The sequence below is a fragment of the Mycobacterium sp. NGS24 genome (assembly GCF_059813065.1).
This window is the reverse complement of the sequence record NZ_JCALDW010000002.1, coordinates 177,052-195,795: the sequence shown is the minus strand read 5'-3', so window position 1 is coordinate 195,795 and position 18,744 is coordinate 177,052. Positions and strand designations below refer to the sequence as shown.

Sequence of the window (18,744 nt, the reverse complement as noted above, 5' to 3'; positions counted from 1 at the left end):
ATGTCGGAACTCGCTGAGCGCAAGCCGCTCGTGCGTTACCCGGTGATGGTCTTCTCCAAGCTGTTCGGAATGTTGCCCGCCCCGGTGGCGGATGCGTTCCTGGCGGTGCTGGCCCGGCTGGTGTACTGGCGCGGGCGCGCCCAACACATGAACGTGCTGCAGGACTTCCGCGACAACGTGGACCCGACCGCACAGTTCTCGTCGCGCAAGTGGCGGCCGGTGCAGGCGATGTACCGGGCAATCGTCCGCAACGCGAACGACGCCATCTGGTTCCTGGCCGCACCGCACAAGGTGGCGCTGCGGCGGTTTCACATCGCCGACCCGTCGCCGATCCACGCCGCCCTCGAGGCCGGCCGCCCGGCCGGAGTCGGCGTCATCGTGGCCTTCCCGCACCTCGGCTCCTACGCGGCGCTGCCGATCGTGCTCGCCCTGAATAACCTGCCGACCACCGTGGTCGCCAACCGGCAGCGTGCCCTCATGCAGTGGGTCATTTCGCGTGGTGCGCAGAAGGCCGGGCTGGAACTCATCGTCGTCGACCGCACCGGCGGGACCAGTATCACCGCGGCCATGGCCGACGCCCTGCGCCGTGGGCGCATCGTCGCGATCGCAGGCGACTATTTCCGGGCCCGCGAAGGCGGCGGCACCAACGGCATCGAGGTCGACCTCGCCGGTATCAAACGGTCGGTTGGTCCGGGACCGGCGCTGCTGGCGCTGCGCACGGGTGCGCTGATCGTCCCCGGCGCCGTCTTTCAGCGCCGTCACCAGCGCGAACCGGTCTTCGGACAACCGATCGCCGCCGAAGTCCCGTTGGACGGCAGCGACCAGAACATGAGGGATGCGGTGCAGGCGACCTCGCAGCAAGTGGCCGATGCGCTGGCCGAATTCATCAGACGCGAGCCGGACCAGTGGTTGATGCCCGGCGGATTGGTGTCGGACTCGATCGGCCGTCAGCGCTAGCGGTACCTACCCTGGCCCGGTTTGGCCAGCGTGCAGCCAGTCGAGTAGCCTCGACGGGTATCCGTGTGCTCGATCGCGGGTCACACCAATAACTCAAGTCCCAAGTCCCTACGATGAACCCTGTCCGGAGCAACCCAACAATATGCCGAGTCCCACCGTCACCTCGCCGCAAGTAGCCGTCAACGACATTGGCACCAGCGAGGACTTTCTCGCCGCAATAGACAAAACGATCAAGTACTTCAACGATGGCGACATCGTCGAAGGCACCATCGTCAAAGTGGACCGGGACGAGGTGCTCCTCGACATCGGCTACAAGACCGAAGGGGTCATCCCCGCCCGCGAACTCTCGATCAAGCACGACGTCGACCCCAACGAGGTCGTTTCCGTCGGCGATGAGGTCGAAGCCCTGGTTCTCACCAAAGAGGACAAAGAAGGCCGCCTCATCCTGTCCAAGAAGCGCGCACAGTACGAGCGCGCCTGGGGCACCATCGAAGAGCTCAAGGAGAAGGACGAGGCCGTCAAGGGCACCGTCATCGAGGTCGTCAAGGGCGGCCTGATCCTGGACATCGGGCTGCGCGGCTTCCTGCCCGCCTCGCTGGTCGAGATGCGCCGGGTGCGCGACCTGCAGCCGTACATCGGCAAGGAGATCGAAGCCAAGATCATCGAGCTGGACAAGAACCGCAACAACGTGGTGCTGTCCCGCCGCGCCTGGCTGGAGCAGACCCAGTCCGAGGTGCGCAGCGAATTCCTCAACCAGCTGCAGAAGGGCACCATCCGCAAGGGTGTGGTCTCCTCCATCGTCAACTTCGGCGCCTTCGTCGACCTGGGTGGGGTGGACGGTCTGGTGCACGTCTCCGAGCTGTCCTGGAAGCACATCGACCACCCGTCCGAGGTGGTCACGGTGGGCGACGAGGTCACCGTCGAGGTGCTCGACGTCGACATGGACCGCGAGCGGGTTTCGTTGTCGCTGAAGGCAACTCAGGAAGACCCGTGGCGGCACTTCGCCCGCACCCACGCCATCGGCCAGATCGTGCCGGGCAAGGTCACCAAGTTGGTGCCGTTCGGTGCGTTCGTCCGTGTCGAAGAGGGCATCGAAGGTCTGGTGCACATCTCGGAGCTGGCCGAGCGTCACGTCGAGGTGCCCGACCAGGTGGTCGCCGTCGGCGACGACGCGATGGTCAAGGTCATCGACATTGACCTGGAGCGTCGCCGGATCTCGTTGTCGCTCAAGCAGGCCAACGAGGACTACACCGACGAGTTCGACCCGGCCAAGTACGGCATGGCCGACAGCTACGACGACCAGGGCAACTACATCTTCCCCGAGGGCTTCGACGCCGAGACCAACGAGTGGATCGAAGGTTTCGACGCCCAGCGCAACGAATGGGAGGCCCGGTACGCCGAGGCCGAGCGTCGGCACAAGATGCACACCACCCAGATGGAGAAGTTCGCCGCGGCGGAGGCTGCCGACCACGGCAGCGGTGGTCAGTCGTCGTCGAGCAGCAGCTCCTCGGAGAAAGCCGCCGGCGGATCGCTGGCCAGCGACGCGCAGCTGGCGGCGCTGCGCGAAAAGCTAGCCGGCAGCGCTTAATCCGGCGCGAGGATGCTGCGCATCGGGCTGACGGGCGGCATCGGCGCCGGGAAATCAGCTCTGTCCAAGACGTTCTCGCAGTGCGGTGGCATCATCGTCGACGGTGATGTCATCGCCCGCGAGGTCGTCGAACCGGGCACCGAAGGTTTGGCGTCGCTGGTCGAAGCATTCGGCGAGGACATCCTGTTGCCCGACGGCGCACTGGACCGGCCGGCGTTGGCGGCGAAGGCTTTTGCCAACGACGAGGAGCGCAAGAAGCTCAACGGCATCGTGCACCCGTTGGTGGGCAAGCGCCGCGCCGAGATCATCGAGTCGGTGTCCAAGGATGCCGTTGTGGTGGAAGACATTCCGCTGCTGGTCGAATCGGGGATGGCCCCACTGTTCCCGCTGGTCGTCATCGTGCACGCGGACGAAGAACTGCGGCTGCGACGGCTGGTCGAACAGCGCGGCATGAGCGAGGAGGACGCCCGCGCCCGGATCAACGCGCAGGCCACCGACGAGCAGCGCCGCGAGGTCGCCGATGTCTGGCTCGACAACTCGGGCGGTCCCGACGACTTGGTGGCGCAGGCCCGAGACGTGTGGCAGCACCGGATCCTGCCGTTCGCGCACAACCTGACCGAGCGTCAGCCGGCGCGGGCCGCGGCACGGCTGGTCCCGGCGGACCCGACCTGGCCGGAACAGGGCCGGCGCATCGTCAACCGGCTGAAGACCAACTGCGGGCACCGGGCCCTGCGCGTCGACCACATCGGCTCGACGGCCGTTCCAGACCTGGACGCCAAAAACGTTATCGATATTCAGATCACCGTCGAATCACTGGACGTCGCAGACGAACTCGCCGAACCGTTGCTGGCCGCGGGGTACCCGCGCCTGGAGCACATCACTCAGGACGCCGCCAAGGCCGACGCCCGCAGCACCGTCCCGGGTTTTGACCACAGCGACGATCCGGCCTTGTGGCACAAGCGAATCCACGCATCGGCCGATCCTGGTCGGCCGACCAACGTGCACATCAGGGTGACGGGCCGGCCCAATCAGCAGTTCGCGCTGCTGTTCGTCGACTGGCTGAAGGCCAACGCCGCTGTGCGCGAGGATTATCTGGCGGTCAAGCGCGAAGCGGACGCCACCGGTGGCGGCGACACGATCCGTTACGTCACCGCCAAGGAACCCTGGTTCCGCGACGCCTACCGGCGGGCCTGGGAGTGGGCCGACAGCACTGGCTGGAAGCCCTAGCCCGGCCATGCCGTTCGTCACCGACATCCTCGGACCGCGGCGGCCGGTAGCCGGCCGGTCAGTGCTACGGGCGGGCGGTCGGCGCCGAACCAGCACCATCGACACCCATCCGGCCGACGGCGGCGGCGCGGCGGTCGACCTTCGGGCGCGCGACGCGACCGCGGCCGGGGACGGCGCCGTCGACGTGCTGGGAGAAATCCGCATCGATGCACATCTCGTCGACGGCGTCATCGACCGGATCTCCTCCACACCGTTCGTCGGACAGCTCCCTGAGCTGCACGGATGCCGGGTCGGACGGGGTTTCCGGTCGGTCATCGCCAGGCTGTTCCCCGACGAGGTGCAACGGGCCAGTCTGCTTCATCTGCTGCTCGACGACTGGGTGGGCGCGGCGCTGGTGTCGGGATACGCGACCCAGCATGCGGCGATCGTCCTAGGGGTCGAGCAGCACATGCCGCCGGGGGTGGCCGACCGGATGGCCGGCATCTGTGCCGGATTCGCGCCGGACGCGTCGTTGATCGGCTATACCCGGCAGCACGATGTCATTCCGACCGGCCGCGGGCCGCTGGCCCCGGCGCTGGACGGACTGCACGAGGTCGAGCCGTTGCGGGCGGGCGGCATGCGCAGGTTCCGTCGGCTCGACCTCTGGCCGTCGGGTGCCGATTCGTGGCAGTTCGATGCCCACTTCCGGGACTCCCACATGGACGACGAACTGGTCGAGACGATTGTGCACGAGTACACGGTGGCCGGCACGATCGACGAACCGACGCGGACCGTCACGACGGTCAGTGCCGAGGTACGGGTGCTGCCCTGGCAGGAATGTCCGGGCGCCATCGCCAGTGCAGCCCGTATCCGCGGAATGACGATTGACGAACTGCGCGACCGGGTCCGCGGTGAATTCGTGGGCACCAGCACGTGCACCCATCTCAACGACACCTTGCGGGCGATCGCCGATCTGAACGCTCTGCTGAGCCGGTAACCCTTACGGTCCGCCGCGCCAGTGCTCGATGCGGTGATGGTCGGGCGTGAAGCCGTGATCGACACCCCACAGCACGGCTTGGGTGCGGCTGGCGACGCCGATCTTGCGATAGATCGTGCGGATGTAGGACTTGACCGTGTTGGGACTGAGGTAGGTCAGCCGCGCGACGTCGGCGTTGCTCTTGCCCTGCGTGATCAGGGCCAGGATTTCCGCCTCCCGGTCGCTGAGCCCCTCGCCGCGGCCCGGCCAGTCCAGTCCTGGTGCGCTACGCGCCCGGGCCGCCACATCGCTGATGACGAGTTCACCGGAGTGCACGGCCTCCAACGCGGCCACCAGCTCGCGCGCCGGCAGGGTCTTGGAGAGGTAGCCGTGGGCCCCGTGCCGGCGGGCGCTCTCCACCAGGTCGGGATGAAAGTTCCAGGTGTACACCACAACTCGACGTGCCTGTGGATTGGCGACCAGGACCGCGATTTCGTCGTGGTCGGATTCTGGCTGGGCGAATGAGTCATAGAGGACGATGTCCACCGCGTCCGAGACGGGCATGGTGGAGTCGAGTTCCGCGATCACAATCCGGTCGCGATACGGGTCCAGCATGTTGGCGACACCCTTGACGACGACGTCGTAGTCGTCGACCAGCGCGACCGTGATCGGCGCGCGAGAAGCGGGCGGCATACCGGCACATTACCTCCCTAGGGGTGTATTGCTACCCCCCTAAAGGGTGTTCGACTGAGCAACATCGGGAACATCGACCGTTCGCTGGACCATCGCCCGAAGGAGGGCTCATCGTGATCATTCTCGGTCTCGTCCTATTGATTGTCGGATTCGTCTTCAAGATTTCCATCCTGTGGACCATCGGCATTGTGCTGCTCGTCATCGGCGCCATTCTGGCCGTCCTGGGTGGGATGGGCCGCGCAGTCGGAGGCCGCCGGCACTACTACTGAGCCCTGCCCCGTTGTGCGGCAGCTCACAAACTGACGTTTGCGTTGGTGCCGCGGCGGTTATTCGACATGAGTACGAGAGGAGCAGAAAATGGCTCTCTGGCAACAGATTTTGATTGCGGCCCTCGTCATTCTGGTGATCGCCGCGATCATCGTCACAGCAAGTCTGGCGAGCGGTCGCAGAAAATCTCAGCGGCTCAAGCAGCACTACGGCAGTGAGTACGAGCGTCTGGTCACCGAGACCGGGGACGCGAAGGCGGCCGAGCACGAACTCACCACCCGGGAAAACAATCGTAAGAAACTCGACATCGTCGCGTTATCCCCTTCTGCACTATCGGATTTCAGCAACCGCTGGCATCAGGTGCAGACCGGCTTCGTCGACAACCCGGCCGCCGCGGTCGGCGTTGCTGATCGGCTGGTCACCGACGTGATGCGGGAACGGGGTTATCCCGTCGACGATTTCGATCAGCGAGCGGCCGACATCTCCGTCGACCATCCGCAGATCGTCGAGAATTACCGCGCTGCGCACAGCATTCACCTGGCTCAGCAACGCGGCGACGTCGATACCGAGCAACAACGGGAAGCGTTCGTGCACTACCGCGCACTGTTCGAGAAGTTGCTCGAAACCACGCCAAAGGAGGCAAGCGCATGACCACCCACGAGCAGCAAGCACGGGTCCCCAATAGCTATGACGAGGGCCAAACCCCCACTGCGGCAACCAGGCCCGTCACTGAGCACACGGCACCGACGCAAGCCGGTGAACCGTCTGTGCTGTCCAGCGCGCCGGCGCCGGATGCAGGCCAGGAGCAATTCCGGGACACGCCGGCGCCGGTTGCCGGGCAAGAGCAGTACGGCCAAGAGCAATATCGGGATGCGCCGGCGGCGCCCAGCCAGGAACAGTGGCAACCTCCGGTCGACGCGCCGGCGGCCGGTGAGTCGCACGTGTCTCACGAATCCGCCACGGCGGAAACGCTGTTCGCCGATGACGATCTCACCGAACTGCGCGGACGCTGGGCGGCCGTACAGGCGGCGTTCGTCGACGATCCGAAAGACTGCGTGCAGAAGGCCGACGTGCTGGTCTCGGACCTGGTCGATCAGCTGACGTCAGGATTCGCCCAGGCCCGCTCGCGGCTGGAAGAACAGTGGGCCCGCGGCCAGGAGGCCTCGACCGAAGACCTTCGGTTGGCCCTGATGCACTACCGCGAGTTCTTCGAGCGACTGCTGGCAGTCTGAGTTATGCGGTAACGCAACGGCTTTGACTATCTCCGCCGCCAGGTGAGTTCCACACCGGCGGCGGAGAGCCAGCGCGTCAGGTCATAGCCATTGGCGGCCAGGCCTTTGATCGCGGTGATTGCGCGCCGTACGGCGGACTCCGCGACCGCCGCGGGCAGCAGGCCTTCTAGCACCGCCTCGAACAGCTCGTCGACATCGGCGAGTTTGGCACGCTGCCCGGTGAAGACCTCGATGTCCAGATAGTGGTCTTCCGAACGCCACACCGTCGGTCCGGGCGTGTACTCACCCACGTCGAGGTAATAGTCGTGATCCCGTTCGTGACCGGCATTGAAATGAAACACGCTGGCGCGCAACCCGAACGACGGCAACAACCACGACTCCAGGTAGTGGAACTGCGCCCGGCCGGGCGTGGGCCGGGCCAGGTACAACCCCCAGGGTCGCACCCGGTATTCGTCGACGGCGCGAACAATCCCTTTGGGGTCGGTGTTGGTGCGGGCGGTCAGATCGAACGTCTCCCGTTTGGGTGGGTGCATATGACCACCTACCGATCGACGCCGGCGTGGACATCAGGACAGAGATATCCGGCGAGCAGTGCGACGATCTCGTCCTCGACAGCCTGGAAGTCGACGGGATCCGGCGAAGTGACCAGCCGGTGCACCAGCGAATCGATGGTCGCCACGACAACCTGCGCGCGCAGTCTGCCGGTGTTGCGCACCTCGGGATGCTGTTCGAGCACCCAGGTGACCGCCTCGACGCTGAGCCGCTCCATGTCGTGCAGCCGGTCCAGGAACGCCGGCGCCCGCGGCGCCTGTTCGAACAACACCCGGTGCAGACGGGGATCGTCACGGTGGTTGTCGATGGCCGCGCGGACGAAGAGCCGCAGCGTGTCATCGAGCCGGGCCGGCAGCCCGTCGGACAACCGTTCGCTGAACAGCCGCGCACCGGCGTCGACGTGAGCGTCCATCAGGGCACGCAGGATGGCGTCCTTGTTCGGGAAGTACTGGTAGAGCGAGCCGATCGACACTCCGGCGCGTTCGGCGATGCGGTTGGTGGTCCCCGCCGCGTAGCCGTGCTCGGCGAAAATGTGAGCCGCCGCGTCCAGGACCCGCTGCCGGGTCTGGGCGGCGCGTTCCTGTTTGGGCTGCTTGCGCTGCCGGAACCGGTCGGTGGGGGCGATCGTGATCTCCTGGTTAAAGCGAGTAGCCATCCGGTGCCGTGACCAGCAGAATTAGGTTACCCTAACAAGCTGCCGAGCAGACGCAAAAGCCCCCATTTCGGCACGAAAACAGGGGCTTTTGCGTCTGCTCGGCGAAAAGGAGTTGATTGTGCGCACCGTCCATATCGAAACACTTTTGGCCGCCGATGCCGACCGGGTGTGGCCGGCGATGTTGTCGCCGGCGACTTTCCTCTACGTCTGCAAAGGCCTGTTCGGCTTTCCCGCACTGGCCGGGCGGACCGAGGCGTTGCATCTCGACGAGCGTGGCACCGGCTGGCTGATGGCGTTTCACCTGATACCGGCCTATCGGCACACCATCGAGGTCGTCGAGGTGGACGAGGCCACTCACACCATCCGGACCCGTGAGCACGGCGGGCTGCTCAAGGTTTGGAACCACACGCTGCACGCCGAACCCGTCGACGGGCACTCCTGCCGGTACAGCGACACCGTCGACATCGATGCCGGCGCGGCGACCGCCCTGGTGGCAACGGTGGCGGTGGGGATCTACCGCTACCGGCAGCGCCGGTGGCGCAGACTCGTCCGCCGGCAGATAGCTGCGCAGCGTCCGGCTACCGCTTGAGCCGGATCTTCCACCGCACGAAACCGCCGTAGCACACCGACAGCGCGGCCAGCATGCCCATGTCCAGCAGCCAGATCTTCGACGTGTGCTGCCAGAACCGGTCGCCCGGCACCAGCGAACCGGGCACCAGGTTGCGCACGTCCACCGTGGAAGCGGCGGCGGCGTACCCCCAGCGGGCCGGCACCACGGTGGAAACCTGTTCCAGCACAAGCCGATTGGTCACCGGGACCATCCCGCCGCACAACACCAGCTGCGCCATGATCGACACCACGAACAACGGCATGATCTGCTCGTTGGAACGCACCAGGGCCGAGATGGCCAGGCCCAGGATCGCCGATGCCACGCAGGTGCCGGCCACCGTCAGGAACAACTCCACGGTGGCGGCGACGTTTCCGTGGCCGAACACCAACCCGCCCCGGGACGGCGCGCTCTTCCCGACCATCACGATGGTGGTGGCGATCGCGGCCTGCAGCACCGCGAAGACGCAGAACACCGCAGTCTTGGCGGCCAGATAGGCCGATGTCGACAAACCCACGGCCTGCTCGCGCTGAAAGATCGGCCGTTCGCCGACCAGATCGCGGATGGTCAGCGCGGTGCCCATGAACGCCGCGGACAGCAGCAGCAGGTTCAGGATCTGCGCGGCCTCGTCCGGCGTGCCGGCGTGCTCGAAGACCGCCCGGAATCCATTGGAGCCGGGAACGGTCAGCGACAATGCGCCCAGGATGAACGGCAACACCGCCAGGAACACGAAGTAGGCGCGATCGGCGACCACCAACCGGACCTGCCGCCGTGCCACCGTGGAAATCTGGCGTCGCACGCTGGTGTGCACCGGCGCGCCGAGGTCGGCGGGCTCGGCGTCCCCGACCGGCGGTGTGCGCAGGTTCCTCGCCTCGTGCTGCGCCAGGAAGCGCCGGTTCGCCTCGTCCGGATCCGCACCCACCTGGCTGAAGATCTTGGCCCAGTTGGTGGTACCCATCGCATCGCCGATCTGGTCCGGCGGGCCGCAGTAGGCCGTCTTGCCGCCCGGCGCCACCAGCAGCAACTGGTCGCAGAGATCGAGGTAGGACAACATGTGCGTCACCACGATCACCACGCGGCCGGCATCGGCCAGTTGGCGCAGCATCGTCATGACCTGATGGTCGAGGGCCGGGTCCAGGCCGGAGGTCGGCTCGTCGAGGATCAGCAGCGAGGGCCCGGTGAGCAGTTCGAGTGCCACCGAGGCCCGTTTGCGCTGCCCGCCGGACAGCTTGTCCACCCGGGTGTCGGCGTGCTTGGTCAGGTCCAGCTCCTTGAGCACCTGCGTGACCACGCGGGCGCGGTCGGCTTTGCTGGTATCGGGTGGCAGGCGCAGTTCCGCGGCGTAACCGAGTGCCTGGTTGATGGTCAGCTGGCGGTGCACCACGTCGTCTTGCGGAACGATGCCGATCCTGCTGCGCAACGACGCGTACTCGGCGTGGATGTCGTGGCCTTCGAAACTGACTGATCCGGTCGTCGGCCGCGCGTAGCCCGCGATCAGCCGGGCCAGGGTGCTCTTGCCGGCACCCGACCCGCCGATCACCGCGGTCAGGGTGCCGGGCCGGGCGGTCAGGGAGATGCCGTCCAGCAGTTGCTTGCCGCTGTCGACGGTGTAGTTGACCTTGCGTACTTCCAAACCGCGGGTGCGACGGGCAGTTTCGGTCTGCGGCACGAGGGTGTCGTCGCCGAATACCAGGTCGACGTTGCCGATCGTGACCACGTCACCCTCGGACAGGATCGCCGAACCCACCCGGGTGCCGTTGACGAACGTCCCGTTGATGCTGCGATCCTGGATTTCGGTGCCCAGCGGAGTCTGTCGCAGGGTCGCGTGCTGACGGGAGGCCAGCACGTCGGAGACGACGATGTCGTTGTCGTTGGCGCGACCGATCGACAACGCGCCCGTCGTCTTCGGCGCTGCCGAGGGGCCGCCGGCCCGCGGCGCGAGAATTTTCACCATCCGGGTCGCCAGGCTGGCGACGTCGGCCGATTTCACGTCGACGACGGTGTTCTCCGCCGGCGCCGGCTTGATGGTGACCGAGGTGACCGGCTCCGGCGGCAGCGGCCGGCGCTCGGGACGCCTCGGACCACGCGGGGCGGGCACCTGATGCACCCGTCCCCGGGGGGCCGGCGGGCGTGGGGGACCGGTGGGCGGCCGGGTCGGCGGCGTCGCCGTCCATGCCAGGGTGGGCGGCCCGCCGTCGGGTATCGACCGCGGTTTCGCGATGGGCCCTCGGGTGGCCGGCCCATGCCGCTGCCCGATCTCGAAGGTCAGCCGCGGTCCGGCCGGGTTGCCGACATGGATGCTCTGCCCGTCGTGAATGTCGACAACAGGCATCCGGTAGCCGTTGACGTAGGTCCCGTTCAGCGAGCCGTTGTCGATGGCCACCCAGCGGCCCTGGTCGAACCGCAGGATCAGGTGTGCGCGGGAGATGCGGGGGTCCGGAATGCGCAGGTCGGCGTGCAGGTCTCTGCCGATGATCACCTCATACCCGGGGGCGAACGAGAGCTGAGCACTGTCATGCCGGATGGTCAGCGCGGGCGCAGGCGGGGCGGATCGAGTCACCACAACAGTATTGGCACGGTTCCTGAGTGTGCTCTGTGTGACGCAGCTGTGCAGAAGCTATGTGTTGATTTTAGTGCACTCATAGCTGTTACACAGCCCGCAGCGGCCCGGTGGCTGGCTAATTCGGGCATCATCTGACGGGAGGGGAACGGTGATGGTTCGTGCCGGAAAGGAGGAAATGTACAGATGGCCGAGCGAGATGGCCCCACCCGGCGGCTTCCCGGCCGGCATCTGTTGCGAAATCCGCACCTGGCGGGATTCCGTGCGGGGTTGCAGTCTCTGCCGTCGACGACCGTCGCCCATTTCCGTCGTGAGGTGCCGCCGCCGGTCGGGGCGGATCTCGTTGCGGACGAAAGCAATTCACCACACGAGTTGTCCCGCGGCGCCTCGTTCGCCGGGTACACGATTCTGCGTCGGCTGGGCGCCGGCGGAATGGCTGAGGTGTACCTGGCTCTGCATCCGCGCTTGCCGCGCCGTGACGTGATTAAAGTTCTCGCTGAAGCGATTACGGCGGACAGCGAGTTTCGCGAGCGGTTCAACCGCGAGGCGGATCTGGCCGCGACCCTGTGGCATCCGCACATCGTCGGTGTGCACGATCGCGGCGAATTCCGTGGCCGGCTGTGGATTTCGATGGACTACGTCGACGGCACCGATGCGTCCCGGCTGGTGAGAGAGACCCATCCTGACGGGATGCCGGCCGATGAAGTGTGTGAAATCCTCAGCGCCGTCGCGGGCGCGTTGGACTATGCGCACGATCGCGGACTGTTGCATCGTGACGTCAAACCGGCCAACATCCTGCTCACCCATCCCGAGCATGGCGAACGGCGAATCCTGTTGGCGGACTTCGGTGTTGCCCGTCACCTCGGTGACATCAGTGGCATCACCCAGACCAACGTCGCGGTCGGCACCGTCGCCTATGCGGCGCCCGAACAGCTGACGGGTGCCAAAATCGACGGACGGGCGGACCAATATGCCCTGGCCGCCACCGCTTTTCACCTGCTGACCGGTGTGCCTCCGTACCGGCACCCCAATGCGGTTGCGGTGATCAGTCAGCACCTGCACGACGAGCCGCCACGCCTCAGCGACTACCGTCCGGACCTGCCGCACCTGGACGAGGTGTTCGTCCGGGCACTGGCCAAAGACCCCGACGCGCGGTTCGAGCGGTGCCGGACATTCGCCGCGGCGTTTGGCTCCCAGCTCGCCGGGCCAGCCCTCGACGTCGAGACCGATCCGCCTGCCGTCCCCGAGAAGTCCGGTGCGATCAGAGCAGCCGCGCGCAGATTGTCGGCCAGAACCCGGGTCGCGGCCGCGCTGGTGGGTGCGGTGCTGATCGCGGTGGCCGCAACCTGGTCCCTGCTGTACTCGTTCCAGCCCGACAGCTCCCCGCCGCCCATCCCGGCGCTGGCGGCCCGGCCCGGCGTGCCCGACGCGGCACCCGCCCCGGTGACCGCCGCGGGCGCTCGCGTCCTGGACGGCACCTACCGGCTGGACTACAACCGCTCCAAGAAAACGTCCAACGGCCTCGGTATCCGCCACGACGGCGCGACCACCGACTGGTGGGCTTTTCATTCGACGTGTACGGCCAACGGTTGCGCGGCCACCGGCATCCAACTGGACAAGACCAATCACGAGGTGGCCGGCACCGCCGACGCCGCGCAGACCGATGTGCTGCGTTTCGTCGCCGGCTACTGGCAGGGCGCACCCCAGCAGGAGCAGGTCGCGTGCCGGCAGCAGAACGGCGTGGCCGGCACCCAGCAGGAGACCGTCGCGTGGTCGTTGGCGCCGCAATCGGACGGGACGCTGCGCGGCGTGGAGACGGAGACCGTCCTGACCAACGAGTGCGGCGCCCAGGGCGCGGTGCTGCGGGTACCCGTGGTGGCCACCCGGGACGGTGCCGTGCCTGCGGGTTTGACGTGGGCCGATCCCGCGCAGGTGCTCAGCGCTCCGACCCGGGCAGGCCGGCCGTCGCCGCCGGTACTGGGCGGGGCGTGCGCCGACGTCGACAGGCTGGGCTACGACCAGACCAGCAACGAACAGGTGGTATGCGAGGGCGGGAGTTGGAGCAAGGCGCCCATCACCACCGGTGTCCATGCCGCCGGCAGCTCATGCGACCGGCCGGACATTCCGGTGTTCGCGATGTCGGCCTCCAATGACGGCTATCTGATCGAATGCAACCCGGTGACCCGGATCTGGGCCCGGCACAGCTGACCTCGCGAGCCGGACGACTTGTCGGAGTCTCCGACTACCCTGGCGGCCATGGCTTTCGCCACCGAACACCCAGTAGTCGCCCACTCGGAATACCGCGCCGTCGACGAGGTCGTCCGTACCGGTGCCCGCTTCGAAGTGGTCAGCCCGCACCAGCCGGCGGGTGACCAGCCGGCGGCCATCGAGGAGCTGGAACGCCGGATCAGAGCGGGGGAGCACGACGTGGTGCTGCTCGGCGCCACCGGCACCGGCAAATCGGCCACCACCGCGTGGCTGATCGAGCGGCTGCAGCGACCCACCCTGGTGATGGCGCCGAACAAGACGCTGGCCGCCCAGCTGGCCAACGAACTGCGAGAGATGTTGCCGCACAACGCCGTCGAGTACTTCGTCTCGTACTACGACTACTACCAGCCGGAGGCGTACATCGCGCAGACCGACACCTACATCGAGAAGGACAGCTCCATCAACGACGACGTGGAGCGGTTGCGGCACTCCGCCACGTCGTCGCTGCTGTCCCGGCGGGACGTGGTGGTGGTCGCCTCGGTGTCCTGCATCTACGGCCTGGGCACACCGCAGTCTTACCTGGACCGCTCGGTGGAACTGCAGGTCGGCAACGAGGTGCCGCGGGACGGGTTGCTGCGCCTGCTGGTCGACGTGCAGTACACCCGCAACGACCTGTCGTTCACCCGCGGCTCCTTCCGGGTCCGGGGTGACACCGTCGAAATCATCCCGTCCTACGAGGAGCTGGCGGTCCGCATCGAGTTCTTCGGCGACGAGATCGAGGCGCTGTACTACCTGCATCCGCTGACCGGGGATGTGGTGCGCCAGGTCGACTCGCTGCGCATCTTCCCGGCCACCCACTATGTGGCGGGTCCGGAGCGGATGGCGGTCGCGATCTCCACCATCGAACAGGAGTTGGCCGCGCGACTGTCCGAGCTGGAAGGCCAGGGCAAGCTGCTGGAGGCGCAACGATTGCGGATGCGCACCAACTACGACATCGAGATGATGCGTCAGGTCGGATTCTGCTCGGGCATCGAGAACTATTCGCGCCACATCGACGGCCGGCCCGCGGGTTCCGCCCCGGCGACCCTGCTGGATTACTTCCCGGAGGATTTCCTGCTGGTCATCGACGAGTCGCACGTCACCGTGCCGCAGATCGGCGGCATGTACGAAGGGGACATGTCCCGCAAGCGCAACCTGGTCGAGTACGGCTTCCGGCTGCCGTCCGCGGTCGACAACCGCCCCTTGACCTGGGAGGAGTTCGCCGACCGGATCGGGCAGACGGTCTACCTGTCGGCCACCCCGGGCCCCTACGAACTCAGCCAGACCGGTGGCGAGTTCGTCGAACAGGTGATCCGCCCGACCGGGCTGGTCGACCCGAAGGTTGTGGTCAAACCCACCAAGGGGCAGATCGACGACCTGATCGGAGAGATCCGCAAACGCACCGACGCCGACGAACGGGTGCTGGTGACGACCCTGACGAAGAAGATGGCCGAGGACCTCACCGACTACCTGCTGGAGATGGGCATCCGGGTGCGCTATCTGCATTCCGAGGTCGACACCCTGCGCCGCGTCGAGTTGCTGCGGCAACTGCGGCTGGGTGAGTACGACGTGCTGGTCGGTATCAACCTGTTGCGGGAGGGCCTGGACCTGCCGGAAGTGTCGCTGGTGGCGATCCTGGACGCCGACAAGGAGGGCTTCCTGCGCTCGACCCGCAGCCTGATCCAGACCATCGGGCGTGCCGCCCGCAACGTGTCCGGCGAAGTGCACATGTACGCCGACAAGATCACCGACTCGATGAAAGAGGCCATCGACGAGACCGAACGGCGCCGGGCCAAGCAGGTCGCCTACAACGAGGCCCACGGCATCGACCCGCAACCGTTGCGCAAGAAGATCGCCGACATCCTCGACCAGGTGTACCGCGAAGCCGACGACACCGACGTCGGGATCGGCGGCTCCGGTCGCAACGCGTCCCGGGGCCGACGCGCGCCGGGTGAGCCGGGCCGCGCGGTCAGCGCAGGGGTGTTCGAGGGGCGGGACACCTCGTCGATGCCGCGAGCCGAGCTCGCCGACCTGATCAAGGACCTCACCGCGCAGATGATGGCAGCCGCGCGCGATCTGCAGTTCGAGCTGGCTGCCCGGTTCCGCGACGAGATCGCCGACCTCAAGAAAGAACTGCGCGGGATGGACGCCGCCGGCCTGAAGTGACCGAGCCGACGAGCGGGACGGGGACCTGGCGCGAGCTGCTCACCCGGCACCTGGGCACCTCCACGGTGTTGGCGGGCGGCGTCGCGATGTACGCCACCAACGAGTTCCTGACCGTGAGCCTGCTGCCGAGCGCTATCGCCGAGATCGGCGGCGCCCGGTTGTACGCCTGGGTGGTCACGTTGTATCTGGTCGGATCCGTGGTGGCTGCGACCACCGTCAATGCGTTACTGCGGCGCTTCGGTGCGCGGCTGTCGTTTCTGGCGGGTCTGGCGGTGTTCGGGGTGGCCAGTGTGGTGTGCGCCGCCGCCCCGAGCATGCAGGTGCTGATCGCGGGTCGCACCCTGCAGGGTGTCGCCGGTGGCACGCTGGCGGGACTGGGCTACGCCCTGATCAACGCCACGCTGCCGCGCACGCTGTGGACGCGTGGTTCTGCGCTGGTGTCGGCGATGTGGGGGGTGGCGACGATCATCGGGCCGGCGATGGGCGGATTGTTCGCGCAATTCGGGTTGTGGCGGTGGGCCTTCGGAGCGATGGCGATACTGACGGCGTTAATGGCCGCGCTGGTGCCGGTAGCGCTGTCGGGCCGCAGCGGCACCGACGGCGAGAACGCCAAGCTCGAGGTGCCGGTGTGGTCGCTGCTGGTGATCGGGACCGCCGCGCTGGCGGTGATCCTCGCCCAGCTACCGCGCGACGGCGTTGCAATCGCCGGCCTGCTGGCGCTCGGGATATTGCTGGTCGTGGTGTTCGTGGCCGTCGATCGGCGTAGCCGTGCAGCGGTGCTGCCGCCCAGCGTGTTCGGCGCTGGGCCGTTGCGGTGGGTCTACCTGACCATGGGCGTGCTGATGATGGCGGTGCTGATCGACACCTACGTGCCGTTGTTCGGTCAGCGATTGGGGCACCTGAGTCCGGTGCTGGCCGGCTTCCTGGGTGCTTCGTTGGCGGTCGGCTGGACGGTGAGTGAGATCGTCAGCGCGTCGCTGCGCAGTCCCCGACTCATCGGGCGGGTCGTGCTGGTCGCGCCACTGCTGATGGGCGCCGGACTGGCGATCGGCGCCGTCACTCAGCGGGCCGATGCGTCGCGCGGGCTGGTGGGGTGGTGGGCGCTCGGGCTGCTGATCGCCGGCACCGGCATCGGGATGGCCTGGCCGCATCTGTCGGTGCGCGCCATGGATTCCGTCGACGACCCAGCCGAAAGCGGCGCGGCCGCGGCCGCGATCAACACCGTGCAGTTGATCGCCGGGGCTTTCGGTGCCGGACTGGCCGGCGTCGTCGTCAATACCGCCCCGGGCGGTGACGCGTTGCAGGCCCGCTGGCTGTACGCGGTTTTCACCGTGCTGGCCGCAGCGGGCTTCATCGCCTCCTACCAGGCGACCCGCCCCGACCGACGTCAGCGGGTCGACTTGACCACCTGCGAGTAGTGGAACTGCCAACGTTCGACGATGCGGAAACCCAGATAGCCCGGAAACTGGTAGACCGGAGCCCGGCCGAACGCCTTACCCGGTGAAAGCGACTGTCCCACTTCATGATCGGGGAACGAGCTGTCGTGATTGGTGATCGTCCACAGGGTGGTGCACTTGTTGATCTTGGCGGTGGTCAGCCAGACGGCGACGTGACCGTCCCACAGCGAGCCGACCTTGGGCCCGTACACGCCGCGCTCGACGTCGATCAGCGACCGGTAGGCGGCCGGCCGGGTGGCCAGTAGCGCCCGGATCGGTCCGGGGCGCCACGGCACGGTGTTGTCGACCAGCAGACAGTCGCCCGGTGCCGCGTGCGTGCTGATGACATCGGCGACCTGGCTGTAGTCCCAGCCCTCTTTGGCGTACGGCCCGCGCTGGGTGAACAGATAATTCGGGACGGCCGCGGCGGCCATCACCAGCACCAGGGCGACCACCTGCCACGGCTTACGGGCGATCGCCACGATGCATACCGCGAGAACGACAGCGGCGGCGGGCGCGGTGAAGATCAGGTAGCGCGGGAAGTAGACCGGCTCACCCACGGCCGAATAAATCAGCACCGCGGCCGTCGGAATCACCACCCACAGCACGCTGATCAGCAGTAACCGGCCGGTGCCGGTGTCGGCCCGCGCCTTCCCGAGGAGCCGCAGGACACCTGCGACCAGCACCAGGGTGCCGGCCAGGATGGCGAACGGGACGCTGTAGTCGAAGTACTGCCGGTGCACCACGTCCAGGAACAGGTTCCGGTGCAGGCCACCGATCCAGCCGATCTGAAACATCTGCTTGTGGGCGAACAAGATGAACGGCGTCATCGCCCCGAGCGCGGCGACTGACGCCACCGCCAGCCAGAGGGCGGGCCACTTGCGTTGCGTGCGCGGCGCGATCAGCGGCAGCATCGCGGCGTAGACCAGCACCATCAGCCCGGTGTTGATGCTGAACAGGATCGCCACCATCAGCAGCAGTGCGTAACCGACCCACAGGCGCGCCCGTTTGCGTCGCACCGCGGCGACCAGCAGCACGGTCAGCCAGGCGGCCACCGCCACCACCAGCGCTGAGGACCGGGCCTCGATGCCGGCCCAGGTCACCCGCGGCAGGATGGCGAATACGGTGCCCGCACACAGCGCCGTCGTCCGTCCGGAGAACATTTTGGCGAACACCACCACGCCGGCGGCGGCGCCGCCCACCGCCAGCGCGCTGGGCAGTCGCGACCAGAACTCCGTCGGCGGGAAGAGGGTGAACCAGCCGTGCATCAACAGGTAGTACAGACCGTGGACGGCGTCGATGTGGCCCAGCAACTTCCACAACTCGGGCAGGGTGCGACTCGCCGCAGCCGAGATGGTCGCCCCCTCGTCGAACCACAGTGACGGCCGGGCGGCCCCGGCGGCGCTGATGGCGGCCGCGACCGCAGCCATCGCCCACGGGTCGAGGCGCCCGCCCCGCACGCGGACGGACGGCGCCGGTTCGGCGTCGTCAGCCAGCGGATTCTCGACGATGGTCGCAGACATGGTGATGTTCAACTTTATGTGCCCAGCCGCGCACCGGCTCGCATGCCCGACTGTTGCGGATCTGCCGATAGTGACCGGC

The 18,744-nt window shown here is 67.1% G+C and carries 15 protein-coding genes and 3 pseudogenes; 11 read left to right on the top strand and 7 right to left on the bottom strand.

Translation table 11 applies throughout. The annotated features are described in order from the left end of the window. The 4 genes from AC5Y6Y_RS03875 (at position 1) to AC5Y6Y_RS03860 (ending at position 4,748) form a co-directional block, all read left to right on the top strand. Entirely contained in the window at positions 1–957 is a 957-nt protein-coding gene (locus AC5Y6Y_RS03875; protein ID WP_499919136.1) for a lysophospholipid acyltransferase family protein, read from the top strand. Between the two features lie 142 nt (positions 958–1,099). Then, on the top strand, positions 1,100–2,545 hold the full coding sequence (gene rpsA, locus AC5Y6Y_RS03870; protein WP_463825229.1) for a 30S ribosomal protein S1: 1,446 nt from the start codon (positions 1,100–1,102) through the stop codon (positions 2,543–2,545). A gap of 12 nt (positions 2,546–2,557) precedes the next feature. After that, positions 2,558–3,772: a dephospho-CoA kinase gene (gene coaE / locus AC5Y6Y_RS03865; protein WP_499919137.1), complete on the top strand. Its 1,215-nt coding sequence runs from the start codon at positions 2,558–2,560 to the stop codon at positions 3,770–3,772. 7 nt (positions 3,773–3,779) lie between these two features. Beyond that, positions 3,780–4,748: a DUF2889 domain-containing protein gene (locus tag AC5Y6Y_RS03860; RefSeq protein ID WP_499919138.1), complete on the top strand. Its 969-nt coding sequence runs from the start codon at positions 3,780–3,782 to the stop codon at positions 4,746–4,748. A 3-nt stretch (positions 4,749–4,751) separates the two neighbouring features. On the opposite strand, the gene AC5Y6Y_RS03855 is transcribed toward AC5Y6Y_RS03860, so the two are convergent. Next, the gene (locus tag AC5Y6Y_RS03855) at positions 4,752–5,420 is read right to left on the bottom strand and encodes a LuxR C-terminal-related transcriptional regulator (RefSeq protein ID WP_499919140.1); all 669 of its coding nucleotides are present in this window, start codon (positions 5,418–5,420) and stop codon (positions 4,752–4,754) included. Positions 5,421–5,533: 113 nt separating this feature from the next. Between AC5Y6Y_RS03855 and AC5Y6Y_RS03850 the strand changes: the two genes are divergently transcribed. The 3 genes from AC5Y6Y_RS03850 to AC5Y6Y_RS03840 all read left to right on the top strand — a co-directional run bounded on the left by AC5Y6Y_RS03850 (position 5,534) and on the right by AC5Y6Y_RS03840 (position 6,919). Beyond that, a complete protein-coding gene (locus tag AC5Y6Y_RS03850) occupies positions 5,534–5,689 on the top strand; it encodes a DUF6131 family protein (RefSeq protein WP_463825233.1) in 156 nt (51 codons plus the stop codon). Positions 5,690–5,777: 88 nt separating this feature from the next. After that, positions 5,778–6,338 (top strand): hypothetical protein, encoded by a 561-nt coding sequence (locus AC5Y6Y_RS03845; RefSeq protein ID WP_499919141.1) that lies wholly within the window; start codon positions 5,778–5,780, stop codon positions 6,336–6,338. After that, the gene (locus AC5Y6Y_RS03840; RefSeq protein ID WP_499919142.1) at positions 6,335–6,919 is read left to right on the top strand and encodes a hypothetical protein; all 585 of its coding nucleotides are present in this window, start codon (positions 6,335–6,337) and stop codon (positions 6,917–6,919) included. Before AC5Y6Y_RS03845 ends, AC5Y6Y_RS03840 begins: the two co-directional genes overlap by 4 nt. A gap of 26 nt (positions 6,920–6,945) precedes the next feature. On the opposite strand, the gene AC5Y6Y_RS03835 is transcribed toward AC5Y6Y_RS03840, so the two are convergent. Both AC5Y6Y_RS03835 and AC5Y6Y_RS03830 read right to left on the bottom strand, forming a co-directional pair. Continuing rightward, entirely contained in the window at positions 6,946–7,452 is a 507-nt protein-coding gene (locus tag AC5Y6Y_RS03835; protein WP_499919144.1) for a ribonuclease FAU-1 family protein, read from the bottom strand. 8 nt (positions 7,453–7,460) lie between these two features. Continuing rightward, positions 7,461–8,126 carry a TetR/AcrR family transcriptional regulator gene (locus AC5Y6Y_RS03830; protein WP_499919145.1) on the bottom strand — a complete coding sequence of 222 codons (666 nt, stop codon included), beginning with the start codon at positions 8,124–8,126 and terminating at the stop codon, positions 7,461–7,463. Positions 8,127–8,244: 118 nt separating this feature from the next. On the opposite strand from AC5Y6Y_RS03830, the gene AC5Y6Y_RS03825 reads away from it, so the two are divergent. Continuing rightward, entirely contained in the window at positions 8,245–8,715 is a 471-nt protein-coding gene (locus tag AC5Y6Y_RS03825; protein WP_499919146.1) for an Rv1443c family protein, read from the top strand. Here AC5Y6Y_RS03825 and AC5Y6Y_RS03820 read toward each other — a convergent pair. The 3 pseudogenes from AC5Y6Y_RS03820 to AC5Y6Y_RS03810 all read right to left on the bottom strand — a co-directional run. Further along, a pseudogene (locus AC5Y6Y_RS03820) lies at positions 8,705–9,514 on the bottom strand (ABC transporter permease); the annotation flags it as partial. The gene AC5Y6Y_RS03825 and the pseudogene AC5Y6Y_RS03820 sit on opposite strands and share 11 nt — an antisense overlap. Positions 9,515–9,799: 285 nt before the next feature. Further along, positions 9,800–10,297: pseudogene (locus AC5Y6Y_RS03815) on the bottom strand (ATP-binding cassette domain-containing protein); the annotation flags it as partial. 126 nt (positions 10,298–10,423) lie between these two features. After that, positions 10,424–11,212 (bottom strand): annotated as a pseudogene (locus tag AC5Y6Y_RS03810) (FHA domain-containing protein); the annotation flags it as partial. A gap of 267 nt (positions 11,213–11,479) precedes the next feature. Here AC5Y6Y_RS03810 and AC5Y6Y_RS03805 point away from each other — a divergent pair. Genes AC5Y6Y_RS03805 through AC5Y6Y_RS03795 form a run of 3 tightly spaced genes read left to right on the top strand, consistent with a single transcriptional unit; the run spans position 11,480 to position 17,124 of the window. After that, complete coding sequence (locus AC5Y6Y_RS03805; protein WP_499919147.1) at positions 11,480–13,501, top strand: serine/threonine-protein kinase; 2,022 nt, start codon at positions 11,480–11,482, stop codon at positions 13,499–13,501. A 48-nt stretch (positions 13,502–13,549) separates the two neighbouring features. After that, complete coding sequence (gene uvrB, locus AC5Y6Y_RS03800; RefSeq protein ID WP_463825239.1) at positions 13,550–15,706, top strand: excinuclease ABC subunit UvrB; 2,157 nt, start codon at positions 13,550–13,552, stop codon at positions 15,704–15,706. After that, positions 15,703–17,124, top strand: a complete 1,422-nt coding sequence (locus AC5Y6Y_RS03795) for an MFS transporter (protein WP_499929409.1) — start codon at positions 15,703–15,705, stop codon at positions 17,122–17,124. Before uvrB ends, AC5Y6Y_RS03795 begins: the two co-directional genes overlap by 4 nt. Here the strand turns inward: AC5Y6Y_RS03795 and AC5Y6Y_RS03790 are convergent. Continuing rightward, positions 17,094–18,665: a mannosyltransferase gene (locus AC5Y6Y_RS03790; protein ID WP_499929407.1), complete on the bottom strand. Its 1,572-nt coding sequence runs from the start codon at positions 18,663–18,665 to the stop codon at positions 17,094–17,096. The genes AC5Y6Y_RS03795 and AC5Y6Y_RS03790 overlap by 31 nt on opposite strands. Positions 18,666–18,744: the final 79 nt, after the last annotated feature.

Bases quoted from the DNA above. Each gene is read 5' to 3' on its own strand.
- AC5Y6Y_RS03840 (WP_499919142.1), top strand. From the start codon at position 6,335: ATGACCACCCACGAGCAGCAAGCACGGGTCCCCAATAGCTATGACGAG.
- AC5Y6Y_RS03830 (WP_499919145.1), bottom strand. From the start codon at position 8,126: ATGGCTACTCGCTTTAACCAGGAGATCACGATCGCCCCCACCGACCGG.
- AC5Y6Y_RS03805 (WP_499919147.1), top strand. From the start codon at position 11,480: ATGGCCGAGCGAGATGGCCCCACCCGGCGGCTTCCCGGCCGGCATCTG.
- uvrB (WP_463825239.1), top strand. From the start codon at position 13,550: ATGGCTTTCGCCACCGAACACCCAGTAGTCGCCCACTCGGAATACCGC.
- AC5Y6Y_RS03855 (WP_499919140.1), bottom strand. From the start codon at position 5,420: ATGCCGCCCGCTTCTCGCGCGCCGATCACGGTCGCGCTGGTCGACGAC.
- rpsA (WP_463825229.1), top strand. From the start codon at position 1,100: ATGCCGAGTCCCACCGTCACCTCGCCGCAAGTAGCCGTCAACGACATT.
- AC5Y6Y_RS03835 (WP_499919144.1), bottom strand. From the start codon at position 7,452: ATGCACCCACCCAAACGGGAGACGTTCGATCTGACCGCCCGCACCAAC.
- AC5Y6Y_RS03875 (WP_499919136.1), top strand. From the start codon at position 1: ATGTCGGAACTCGCTGAGCGCAAGCCGCTCGTGCGTTACCCGGTGATG.
- AC5Y6Y_RS03845 (WP_499919141.1), top strand. From the start codon at position 5,778: ATGGCTCTCTGGCAACAGATTTTGATTGCGGCCCTCGTCATTCTGGTG.
- AC5Y6Y_RS03790 (WP_499929407.1), bottom strand. From the start codon at position 18,665: ATGTCTGCGACCATCGTCGAGAATCCGCTGGCTGACGACGCCGAACCG.
- AC5Y6Y_RS03860 (WP_499919138.1), top strand. From the start codon at position 3,780: ATGCCGTTCGTCACCGACATCCTCGGACCGCGGCGGCCGGTAGCCGGC.
- coaE (WP_499919137.1), top strand. From the start codon at position 2,558: ATGCTGCGCATCGGGCTGACGGGCGGCATCGGCGCCGGGAAATCAGCT.